Genomic DNA, 10,840 nt, shown 5'->3' on the forward strand with positions numbered 1-10,840 from the left:
TCCTCTTTTTATTTATTCTGGATAAACTGGCGAAAGGCTTGCTTGGTCATGCTGTTTAGGATATCCCCTTGCTCCAGCCACCCTTTTTTAGCCGCGCGAACGCCGATCTTCATAAAGTCCAAATGTTTTTTGTCATGGGCATCTGTATTGATCGCGATCTTCACACCAGCTGCTCTAGCTGCTTCTAAATGTGCCGCAGCCAAGTCGAGCCGCTGTGGATTAGCATTCAATTCCAGTGCTGTCCCTGTTTCTGCCGCTAGTTGGATCAGTTTTTCCATATTCACTTGGTAGCCAGGACGCTTGCCAATGATACGTCCTGTCGGATGAGCGATCAACCGAACATACGGATTTTTGCAGGCCGTTTCCAGCCGTTTCATGATTTGTGCTTCTGTTTGTGAGAAACTGGAATGAATCGACGCGATGACGAAATCTAATTCTTTCAAGACATCATCTTCAAAGTCGAGTGTGCCATCTGGTAAGATATCCATTTCCACTCCTGCATAAATATCGATCTCGGGATATTCCTTTTTCAGCGTGGTTATTTTTTGTACCTGATCCAGTAAACGTTCTTTTTCCAGACCGTTGGCGACTTTCAGAAAACCACCGTGATCGGTGATGACCATATAATCATATTTCTTTGCTATACAAGCCTCAATCATTTCTGGCAAGGAATATGCGCCGTCAGACCAAGTCGTGTGCATGTGCAGGTCACCGCGAATATCTTTTTCTTCAATAAAAGTCGACTGCCTTTTGATCCGCTCGATTTCTTGGCCATCTTTACGCACTTCCGGTGGTAAATATGGCAGACCAAAGTGATCGTAAAAAGCAGATTCGTTTTTAAAATGCAGATTTTTCCCCGCTTTATTTTCGACACCGTACTCGCTGATTTTTTCGTCTTGTTCTTTGGCTAGCTGACGCATTTTGATATTATGATCTTTCGAGCCAGTAAAATGATGCAACGTAGTAGGGAAGTCTTCTGGGCTTACCAACCTGAAATCGACAGCGATCTCGATCTCGTCTTTCAGCTCCACGGACACTTTTGTATTGCCGTCATTCGTCACTTCTTGGATCAGCGGAAATTCGAGCAATGCTATTTTTACTTTTTCCACATCTGTCGTTCCGATCACGAAATCAAGATCTTTGACGGTTTCTCTCAAACGGCGCAAACTGCCGGCTTCAGAATAGGTCTCAATGGCTGGAATCGTATCCAAATAAGCCTCGATTTGATCAGCGATTTTCAGTGCATCGTAAATCGGATAGCGTTCAGGCCTGGTTCCGATCTCGCGGACTGCTTCCACCATCTTATCCACAGATTTTTGGCCAAATCCTTTCAAGGCTGCGATTTTGCCGTTTTCTGCTTCTTTTAATAAAGAATCCTTATCCGTGATTCCCAATTCTTTATAGAGCCGAGAAAGTTTTTTCCCGCCTAAGCCCTGAACATCTAATAGTGGGATCAATCCTTTTGGAACCTCTCCTTGCAGTTGTTCTAATTCCGGGCTTTCACCTGTTTCTACAAATGTGGTGATGATCTCGCCTGTTCGTTCGCCGATGCCAGGTAGTTTGGTGAATTCATCGATTTCAGATAAGCTGCGGTCGTCCATTTCCAAAGACTGCGCCGCTTTGCGAAAAGCGCTGATCTTGAACGGATTCTCTCCTTTTAATTCCATGTAGACAGCGATTTTTTCGAGTAACTGGATCACTTCTTTTTTCGTTGTTGCCACTTTAAAAACCTCACTTTATAAAAACACCAGATGTACCTTTGCACACCTCAAAGGGTACAAGATACATCTGGGTTCATTTTATCGTTTAATTGGTTAATACTTTTGTTACCCAATCTACAAACTGCTCAGATAGGATCGGTGTGTTCTGCATCATCCACTGCGCAACGCTTGAATCATTGATTGCTTCCATCAGCCAATGAATTGGGAACAATGCTGCGAAATAAAGCAGCACAAAGATATAAATATAAGATGTTACTGCTCCAAGAACAGCTCCCAACAATCCGTTGATCTGACGCAAGACAGGTAAATTCGTGATGCCTCGGGAAAGCGAAGCGATCATATGCACGATGATCGTTGCGGCAATAAAAATGATGATAAATGCCAATACGTTATAATAGACAGCCTCATTTTGAAGCGCATCGAGAAACGCTGTGGCATTGCTTGTCGTATCAAAGTTTGGATGTGGAATGAAGTTCAGATATGGCGCCAGTTTGTCATAATACATCGAGGCAACGACGATTGCCAAGATGTAACCAATTAATGTGATCAATTGTCTAATGAACCCAACATAGAATCCCTTGAAGAAATTACTGATGATGAGAATTAAAATTATTGCATTTAAAATCATGTACTATCTTCCTTTTAGCTGAGCCAGTTCACGCTCTAGCTCACGATATTTTTCTTCTAATTTTAGTAGATCATGTGTTGCATTCACTGCGGTCAAAACTGCTAAGCGGCCGCTGTCGAGGGCTTGGTTATGTGCACTTATCTCGCGCATTTTTTCATCTACTGTTCTTGCTACTAGATGTAAGTGATCGGTCGTTTCTTCTCCAACGATGGTGTATTCTCTTCCGTAAATCTTCGTTACGATTTTTGACTTGTCATTCTCCGCCATTGTCTTCCCCCGCTCTCCTTCAATTGCCCTACTCTCGTAACATATCTTATCATGTTTACCCTCGAAAAGAAAGGACTTACAATTTATCCAGCGATTTTTACATCTTAGGACTTAGAAAATATGATAGAATAAAAAGAAAAAGAGAGGGAGATTGTTATCGCTACACAAGTTATCACTGTCAGCAAAGAAAAACTCGGGGAACTGCACACTTATTATCAAAGCTTTTTACTGCCAAAACTGCCGAATGGTGCTGTTTTCGCCGCAAAGAAAAACGGGATCACTATTACTGCTTATAAATCGGGAAAAGTCATGTTCCAAGGTAATCTAGCGGAAAAAGAAGCAGCAAAATGGGGAACTGCAAATACGACAGCCGTAAAAGCCAAACCAACGATCGCTGGTCTACCGGTTAATTTTGCACAAAAGAACGTGGTTGGCTCCGATGAAGTTGGTACCGGCGATTATTTCGGTCCGATCACCGTTTGTGCTGCATATGTAAGTAGCGAGATGATGCCGCAGCTTACTGCTTTAGGCGTACGTGATTCTAAAGACATGCGTGACCCTGAGATCTTAACAGTCGCAGAAAAAATCATTCCATTTGTTCCGCATAGTGTCTTGATCTGTCCAAACGAAAAATATAATGCACTACAGCAAAGCGGGATGAACCAAGGGAAAATGAAAGCGATCTTGCATAACCGCGCGATCGAAAATGTACTCAAAAAACTAGCTCCCCTCCATCCCGATGCGATATTGATCGATCAATTCGCTGAAAAAGGCGTCTATTATCGTTATCTAGCAAACGAGCCTTCGATCATGCGTGAAAATGTCTATTTCGCGACCAAAGCAGAAGGCCATCATCTTGCCGTTGCAGCTGCTTCGATCATCGCCCGCTATCGTTTTGTCAAAGCCTTTGAAGAGATCCAGCAACAAGTAGGCCTCCCCCTTACAAAAGGTGCCGGAGCAAAAGTCGATGCCGAAGCCGCAGAGATCATTCGCCGTTTCGGTTCCGAAAAGCTTTCTCAGATCGCAAAACTTCATTTTGCAAATACGGAGAAAGCGAAACGCTTGGTTTGAAAAAATCAACTTAAATACTATGTAGTGCTGATCTCAAGCCATATAAAAGATACAAAAAGGCAGGATATATCCGTCTAAGAATGGATTTCCTGCCATTTTTGTATCTGGTTTATTGACTTTGAGCAAGCTCGTTTTTGTTAGCTATTGGCAACTTGGTTAAGTAGTTCTTGTTGACTAATTCAAAGTTCAGCTTTCTCAATTTCAGCTTAGAAGTGGAGTGCTTTGTTTATTTATTTTGCTGTAAAAAAGCTTCTAAAATTCTTTTTACTGGTAAACTTGCATTTTTTGATAAGTCTTGATTAATTAGTGATTCTGACTAATGCAAGGCTCTATTTCCTAGTTGGCACCAAGTTACAGAGTGCCTTTTATTTATTTACTTTTTCTATAATGTCTATATTGAATCTATCAATATTTAATTCAACAAATTGATTTTCCAAATACCAAAAACCAGAAATATCTTCATCTGCTAAATCAATATCTATCCCAGAATCTATTTTTTTATTAGATGGGTTAAAAACACCTCTGATACAGTATGCAAAACTATCTGCTTGTTGAGTCATCTCTCTAGCCTGTACAGTACTTTTCTCAATATCTAAATCATCAAAAACGACTATCTCTAAATCAACAATATACTCTTGTCCGACCTCTACTGAACACCTGTATTCTTCAACAAAACATAAAAGCTCAATATCTTTTATTTTAATTTTTAATTCTTCTTCAATATCAGGATTTTCTGAAATTATTTTTGCTTCATATTTCATTTGCAATTCCCCTATTCTAACGGATTTATTACATTTATATGCTTGCTGCCATTCAATAATTTATAAATATCCTCTCCTCGTTTCACATGGTAAGTTGTAATATCTCCTGATAAGTTAGTTCCAACAAATTCAAATTTTGCTTTTCCTTTACTAGTATTCCCCATAAACTTCACATAGCCAGTTCTCAACTCTGTTGTTCCATCCTTCAATGGATAGTTATATTGCACTTTTTCACCATTTTTAATTACGTCATTTGCACCTTTAAGATATTCATCTACATTAGAATATGCTCCTTTAAATTCTCCTCCATGTTTTGTAAAATGGTTTTCTAATTTTTCTACATCGCTAAATTTAAGTCCACTAACTTTCTTAACAACCGGCCGATACCGAATCGCCGCCATACTCAATCCCAATCCTAACACAGCTTGCCCGAATTCGCTCTTATTAAAGTGTTCTACCCAGTCCTCCGCATAGGCCGATGCGGAAACAGTGCCTTTTATCAGCCCGGAATACTCCTTGCCGCTCAAGTAATCGATTCCTTGTTTCCATGAATCATTGATTTTTTTCGTTAATACTTCATACGGGATCACGTAATAATCGCTTGGATCTAAGTATTTGCCGGCATGTTCCGGATAGTTTTAGTTAGATTATGCTGACTAGTCAAGGCTCTACTTTCTCGACTGCAATCGAGGAGTGGAGTGCCTTTTTTATTTACTTATTAAAATTATTATTATTCATTTTCCAAAATATAATCTACTTGTTTTCGTGTTGCTGGAATCATTTCTTCTGGTCTTTCTATAAACTGTCCTTTTTTTAGTGTAATCAAACAATTATCACATGTTTTATAAGTATTCTTTTGATCTGTAGAAGATGCAATTTTCAGGTTAGAATCTTGACAACTCGGACACAATTCATCTGTCATAAATGTTGCAACATCCCATATCATATGAACAACATTACCACATATTTCCTTCTCAGTAGCTTTAAGCATTTCTTCAGAATAAAATAATGCTAACCCTTCTAAATTATCATCCGTAGTTCCTAAATAGAAGTCATTTTTCTGGAATTTTTCAATAACTTCTAAACTGTCCTTAAAAACATACAATCTAAAAGTTCCATCATATTTTTTTATAAAATTCAGAAGGCTTTCAAAAAATGATGTTAATGAATTTTTATTAAATTCTTTATATATCTGAACAATTTCTCGATTCATTTCTCTCCTCCTAAGGTCTAGGTATTGGGTACGTAGTGATTAAATTCCCCGCTTTATCTGTTATAACTCGAATATAATTTGTCGGTGTACCGCCTACGTCAGGTATGCTCGGTTTTATAGTCCCAGCAGTTTCACCAATATCAACTATCCTTTCAAATTGGTTTCCTGGAATTTCTTTAACAGGTATGCTCACTGTATTTTTGCTAGACAAAATATTTTTAAGTTTATCTTGACTGATTGTAAATTGACCAGCATTTCTATTAGGATTAAAATGTCTATCCAAAACATGATTGAAACCTGCATTTCCAGAAGAGCTAAACCTTGTGGGACCATTGGCTACATTAATTCTGGATTGTACAACTCCTGCATTCGGTTTTGCAATATTAACCCCACTAACTTTCTTAACAACCGGCCGATACCGAATCGCCGCCATGCTCAATCCCAATCCTAACACAGCTTGCCCGAATTCGCTCTTATTAAAACGTTCTACCCAGTCCTCCGCATAGGCCGATGCGGAAACAGTGCCTTTTATCAGCCCGGAATACTCCTTGCCGCTCAAGTAATCAATTCCTTGTTTCCATGAATCATTGATTTTTTTCGTTAATACTTCATACGGAATCACGTAATAATCGCTTGGATCTAGGTATTTACCGGCATGTTCCAGATAGTTTTGTAGCTCTGCTTCCCTGACGACTACGCCATCTTTTTCTATAAACCAGGTAACCGTCGCTTTGTCTTTTGCGCCAGGAACGACGACCGCATAAACGGTGTAGCCCTTGAGTTTCTTCTCCATTTTTGGGTCGATCCCACGCGCTTTGGCTAACGATTTCTTTAAGTCCTTCAGCGATCTTCCATATCCGGTCGGTAAATGGATCGCGCCAGTTTTTTCGTTAAACGTCGATTCCCGAAGCAGCTGGCGAACTGCTTTTCCGGCTCGATGGACCAGTTCTTCGATCGTAGAAAAGAAATTGCCGTGGGACTGTTCAAAGTGGATGTACTTTTCTAAGATCTTTTCTTGTTTGACAGCTGCGGCCATTTGCATGCGGAACAGCTGCATCTGTCCTTCATGCAGACCGGCTGTTGATCCGGATAGCGATTGCTGCAAGTGTTTTTTTTTTCGCTCGATCGTCCTTATTTTGGCCATAGCTTCCTGCAGCATTTCGGCATCGATCTTGGCATTTGGGGATGGATCCACTTGGCTATGAAAATCTTGGATGTAGCGTGCCAGTAAGCGATCACTTTCGTTCATGACCTCGATCACGGTATCGCAGATCGTTCGGTAGCTTTCTGCAAAATAGTGTTTCGATGTCGTGACGGCTTGCCCTTTTAGGGAATTATCCTGGGCATAGTTCATGGCTGCTTGTTTCATCTTTTGGATAGCGCTTCGTGCCTCTCGGTTCATTTGCTGGAGATCCCGATGAAAAGCCGTTACTTCTGCAATGTCAATGCGACTCATAGGCTGTCCACTCCTTCTGTAAAGCTTGTTGTTGGTTTTCTAAATGAAAAAGCGACTTCGTTTGCTCAGAACGTGCTTGTTCTAAATTCGTCTGGCGATGCGCAAAACCTTTTTTCCATGCCCGTGATTCTTCCAGCTGCACGTCTTCGATATAATGATGAAAACCATTTGCCTTGCTTCCCTGCCAGCTTTGGCGAAGTATTTCTAGGACTTCTTGTTCTGCTCGTTCCAGCTGGCGGAGATCTTGTTCCAGCCATTCTTCCGCTCGCATGGTTTCTTTGAGCTGTTCGATTTCGGCTTCTGCCTTCTGGATCTCCTTGCGTTTTTGGAAGACACGTTCCTCTAATTTTTGGCTTGTCATATCCAGATCAACGCACCTCCAGCTGACCGATTTTTTGCCCGGTCATTTGATCGTGCTTCGCATAAGCGATCCCGATTTTTTTGAGTCGCTGGGCGTCTTTTTGTCCTAACTGCTGGAGGTCATCAACGACGCTGATAAAGTCGAAGATGGCGGTACGTAAATGATTCGTTGAGTTGGCTCTCGAATAGGCTAGATTATTTCCTTTCAGCCGATACCGTACGGCGTGACTTGTTTCACCGAGCCGCGCGGCATGTTGCTGGAATTTTTGTTCGGATACTTGGATCTCTCGCATCTCGTTGGCTCCTCTCTTGGTGTGCATACTAGAATCATTTTAAGTTTAGCATAAAAAAGTGCGAACGAGGTTTGAACAAAATACGAACAGTTTATGGAGAAAAAATGAAATTTCGTTAAATAATTGACTACTATCTCGGAACCATGTTACATGGAGATCCCTAAAAACATAAAAAAATCCTATCCTCTTTTCCCAGAGAATAGGCTTAACAGATGAGAGCGTACCTAGAGTGCCTACCAATAATAGCATCATTTAATTAGCAGCTCCCACGTCGCTTGAACTCTTTTATGGTCATAATGGAGAGCAAGGAATGAATCCAATCGATTCATTCCTTCTCCTAACTCATTTGTTTTTCTTATTGTTTCTTATAATCGCAATAATCAATTGAATAAATACATAAAATAATACTGCGTAAACAGCTGATCCAATAAAATCACCATTTACTATATATTCTATGATGATACCTACTATACTACCTATTACGGCTATCGCAAGTACACTCCAAAAAGGGTGCTTATCGTAAAAGTCATTACATTTTTTATACAAAAAACTCACTCCGTTAATAAATCAGCTTACTTTGTGGTATACTCTGACGCTACTTTTCTGCCAGCACCATCGTATCCCCAACGCATGTAAAATCCAATCCATCCATTTTTATTTTTATCCCATTTCTTTGCTACTGCTTTACCAGGAGAAGACCCAAGCTTAGTCCATTGTGCAGATGTCAGTAAACCTCCTATTGCCCATCCAGGAATACCAAACATTCCTATTGATCCACCTATTCCCATATAAAAAGCCGTATTAATTGCACCCGCCGCTACACCTCTAGATACAGCAATATGTGTATAATTCCATTTTCCCCACTTAGCAATGTGTGTAGATGATGCTCGTAACATACTGCGAGGATTTTCGTAGTGTCGAACAATTAAAGAATCATCTTTTGTTTCAAAAAGAGTTCCTAGCTCTTCTGATTCCATTTTACCGTTGATATCTTTTGGCGAGACTTCAACTACATTTTCCTCTTGAGACGAACTATCTTTTTCCTTTTGTTCTGCGTATACCGATAAACCAGGAATTAATGTTGTAAATACAATAGTTCCTAGAATCATAGGTACAAATAATTTAAAATTGTGTTTCTTGATGTTTTTCACTCTTTCCAACCTCTTTCTGTCATGTTGTTATATTTTACTAGCTATTCTTTTCAAAGATGTCGCAAATAAAAGCAAAAAAATTATATCACAAAATGTATTTGTAAAAACAGATATATCTCAAAAGGTTTGTTATTCATCTTAAATAATTGTCAATAGTCATTTAAGCTATCTTGAACGTTGAAATGAAATAAAAAAGCCTATCCTCTTTTCCAAGAGAACAGGCTATGAGAGCGTACACAGTATCTTGTGTAACTGGATACCCACCAGCTCTTTTATTTTTTTACACTCGCTGCTTATGAGTCGAACTTCTATAATTTTTCAGCAGATACTTGACTAACCCAAAAGAACTAAAACGGTTACCATCAAAAAGTCCGCGGTCATTGAATTTAAAACCTTTGTTTCTTCTCCCATGTTTTTTCTAGTTCAGATGGGATGTTATATGAACGATATTCAGACAAAAAATCATTTATTCTCATCTGCGATTTGCTACCACTGTGATCTCGATAAATAGAAAATGCGCGTTTCATTTTAGAGTAATAGTAGCGAAAAACGATACAGATATTCTTTTCTTGATTAGCTTTCATATAAGCAACAATGCGCTCTTGGTCATGTGCTAATCGAGAGAAAAACTTTTCTTCTTTTGTTTGATAAGTGAGTAAATCGGAACCGTTGTACCTAAGCACCCAAACTACATCATTTCCTTGAATAGAGGGAATATAACCTTTTTTAAGTAAACTTTTGAAAAGAGAAAAATAGGTTGTTGAAGAATCAATGTGAAGGGATATTTTGTGTGAATCTACATCGTCGCCCATAGCAACACTATCTCGATCTATCTGTATAAGCAATGAGAACACTCCTTTCTCTGACATGAAATATTTATGCTTGGTCCATCATTTCAAATAATTGATTTTTAATTGTTTCTCTCTATCTCCTTTGTTTTTTATAATGTGTTGCTTTCGAAACACCAGTATCTTCTATAATTTCAGAAATAAATACATCTAATTTTATATCTACTTTATTGACATCTGTCCATATTCCCACGCTATTTTCTAAATTTCCGCTTTCTTTGTGGTTTCATCTAGCAATGGTTTATGTCCTGGACTGACAGCAGATCTTGCTTCCCCAATACTGCATTTATTATACTTTTTCTAACTCATCTGCCTGCATCTCCTTGGTGTTCCTGCAGTTCCTTTCAGTTCGCTTAATGAATATTCGGGATCTGCCAATCGATCGCTTGTTCGCCATGCTGCACGAGGAACGCATTTGCTTTTGAAAAATGCCTGCAGCCTAAAAATCCGCGATGTGCTGATAGTGGGCTTGGATGAACCGATGTGAGGATATACTGCTGCTCGTTTGTCAAAAAAGCTTGTTTTTCCTTCGCATTATTCCCCCACAGCAGATAAACAACTGGCCCTTCCTTTTCATTTAAAAGTTCGATGATCCGGTTGGTGAATGTTTCCCAGCCTTTGTGCCGATGTGAATTCGCTTGTCCTGCTCGCACGGTCAAAACGGTGTTCAGCATGAGTACACCTTGTTCTGCCCAAGGAACGAGATAGCCATTATCGGGAATGACGCAGGTCAGATCGTCGCGAAGCTCTTTATAGATATTCTGTAGTGATGGTGGTGTAGGGATTCCTTTTTGCACAGAAAAAGACAGACCATGTGCTTGATTTGGGCCATGATAAGGATCTTGCCCCAAAATAACCACTTTCACATCTTTATAGGCGGTGTATTTCAGTGCATTGAAAATATCGTACATATCAGGATAGATCGTTTTAGTCCCGTATTCATATTTCAAAAATTGACGCAGTTCTTGATAATATTCTTTTTCAAACTCTTCTGCTAAAACGTCATCCCAGTCATTGCCTATATTTACCAATGGTGTCACTCCTTTTACGTAATGTTTCTTCTATTATATC

Annotated in this window: 13 protein-coding genes; 1 reads left to right on the forward strand and 12 read right to left on the reverse strand. The window is 39.6% G+C overall.

Going from position 1 to position 10,840, the window contains the following annotated elements; genetic code table 11:
* Positions 1-8: 8 nt before the first annotated feature.
* The 3 genes from polX to zapA all read right to left on the reverse strand — a co-directional run bounded on the left by polX (position 9) and on the right by zapA (position 2,616).
* The gene (gene polX, locus EL241_RS08505) at positions 9-1,721 is read right to left on the reverse strand and encodes a DNA polymerase/3'-5' exonuclease PolX (RefSeq protein WP_036106421.1); all 1,713 of its coding nucleotides are present in this window, start codon (positions 1,719-1,721) and stop codon (positions 9-11) included.
* A gap of 85 nt (positions 1,722-1,806) precedes the next feature.
* On the reverse strand, positions 1,807-2,349 hold the full coding sequence (locus EL241_RS08510; protein ID WP_003755218.1) for a CvpA family protein: 543 nt from the start codon (positions 2,347-2,349) through the stop codon (positions 1,807-1,809).
* Positions 2,350-2,352: 3 nt separating this feature from the next.
* On the reverse strand, positions 2,353-2,616 hold the full coding sequence (gene zapA / locus EL241_RS08515) for a cell division protein ZapA (RefSeq protein ID WP_036106417.1): 264 nt from the start codon (positions 2,614-2,616) through the stop codon (positions 2,353-2,355).
* Positions 2,617-2,772: 156 nt separating this feature from the next.
* Here zapA and rnhC point away from each other — a divergent pair, with 156 nt between their 5' ends.
* Positions 2,773-3,687, forward strand: a complete 915-nt coding sequence (gene rnhC / locus EL241_RS08520) for a ribonuclease HIII (RefSeq protein ID WP_036106414.1) — start codon at positions 2,773-2,775, stop codon at positions 3,685-3,687.
* Between the two features lie 365 nt (positions 3,688-4,052).
* Here the strand turns inward: rnhC and EL241_RS08525 are convergent, their stop codons facing one another.
* From EL241_RS08525 to EL241_RS08565, 9 genes are all read right to left on the reverse strand, one after another.
* Positions 4,053-4,448: a UCP019853 family protein gene (locus tag EL241_RS08525; RefSeq protein ID WP_003755212.1), complete on the reverse strand. Its 396-nt coding sequence runs from the start codon at positions 4,446-4,448 to the stop codon at positions 4,053-4,055.
* 11 nt (positions 4,449-4,459) lie between these two features.
* The gene (locus EL241_RS08530) at positions 4,460-5,038 is read right to left on the reverse strand and encodes a hypothetical protein (RefSeq protein WP_232020817.1); all 579 of its coding nucleotides are present in this window, start codon (positions 5,036-5,038) and stop codon (positions 4,460-4,462) included.
* Between the two features lie 140 nt (positions 5,039-5,178).
* Entirely contained in the window at positions 5,179-5,661 is a 483-nt protein-coding gene (locus tag EL241_RS08535) for a hypothetical protein (RefSeq protein WP_036106409.1), read from the reverse strand.
* Between the two features lie 10 nt (positions 5,662-5,671).
* The gene (locus EL241_RS08540) at positions 5,672-7,117 is read right to left on the reverse strand and encodes a T7SS effector LXG polymorphic toxin (protein WP_126320507.1); all 1,446 of its coding nucleotides are present in this window, start codon (positions 7,115-7,117) and stop codon (positions 5,672-5,674) included.
* Positions 7,104-7,478 (reverse strand): hypothetical protein, encoded by a 375-nt coding sequence (locus EL241_RS08545; protein WP_126320508.1) that lies wholly within the window; start codon positions 7,476-7,478, stop codon positions 7,104-7,106. Before EL241_RS08545 ends, EL241_RS08540 begins: the two co-directional genes overlap by 14 nt.
* Before the next feature lie 7 nt (positions 7,479-7,485).
* Positions 7,486-7,770, reverse strand: coding sequence for a DUF3130 family protein (locus tag EL241_RS08550; RefSeq protein ID WP_126320509.1), 285 nt, complete (start codon positions 7,768-7,770; stop codon positions 7,486-7,488).
* A 572-nt stretch (positions 7,771-8,342) separates the two neighbouring features.
* Positions 8,343-8,921 (reverse strand): hypothetical protein, encoded by a 579-nt coding sequence (locus tag EL241_RS08555; protein WP_052009195.1) that lies wholly within the window; start codon positions 8,919-8,921, stop codon positions 8,343-8,345.
* A 386-nt stretch (positions 8,922-9,307) separates the two neighbouring features.
* Positions 9,308-9,766 carry a hypothetical protein gene (locus tag EL241_RS08560; RefSeq protein ID WP_036106402.1) on the reverse strand — a complete coding sequence of 153 codons (459 nt, stop codon included), beginning with the start codon at positions 9,764-9,766 and terminating at the stop codon, positions 9,308-9,310.
* A gap of 356 nt (positions 9,767-10,122) precedes the next feature.
* On the reverse strand, positions 10,123-10,800 hold the full coding sequence (locus EL241_RS08565; protein WP_126320510.1) for a uracil-DNA glycosylase: 678 nt from the start codon (positions 10,798-10,800) through the stop codon (positions 10,123-10,125).
* Positions 10,801-10,840: the final 40 nt, after the last annotated feature.

This window comes from Listeria grayi (assembly GCF_900638015.1).
GTDB lineage: Bacteria > Bacillota > Bacilli > Lactobacillales > Listeriaceae > Listeria > Listeria grayi.

Bases quoted from the DNA above. Each gene is read 5' to 3' on its own strand.
- EL241_RS08525 (WP_003755212.1), bottom strand. From the start codon at position 4,448: ATGAAATATGAAGCAAAAATAATTTCAGAAAATCCTGATATTGAAGAA.
- EL241_RS08535 (WP_036106409.1), bottom strand. From the start codon at position 5,661: ATGAATCGAGAAATTGTTCAGATATATAAAGAATTTAATAAAAATTCA.
- EL241_RS08550 (WP_126320509.1), bottom strand. From the start codon at position 7,770: ATGCGAGAGATCCAAGTATCCGAACAAAAATTCCAGCAACATGCCGCG.
- zapA (WP_036106417.1), bottom strand. From the start codon at position 2,616: ATGGCGGAGAATGACAAGTCAAAAATCGTAACGAAGATTTACGGAAGA.
- EL241_RS08540 (WP_126320507.1), bottom strand. From the start codon at position 7,117: ATGAGTCGCATTGACATTGCAGAAGTAACGGCTTTTCATCGGGATCTC.
- EL241_RS08545 (WP_126320508.1), bottom strand. From the start codon at position 7,478: ATGACAAGCCAAAAATTAGAGGAACGTGTCTTCCAAAAACGCAAGGAG.
- EL241_RS08510 (WP_003755218.1), bottom strand. From the start codon at position 2,349: ATGATTTTAAATGCAATAATTTTAATTCTCATCATCAGTAATTTCTTC.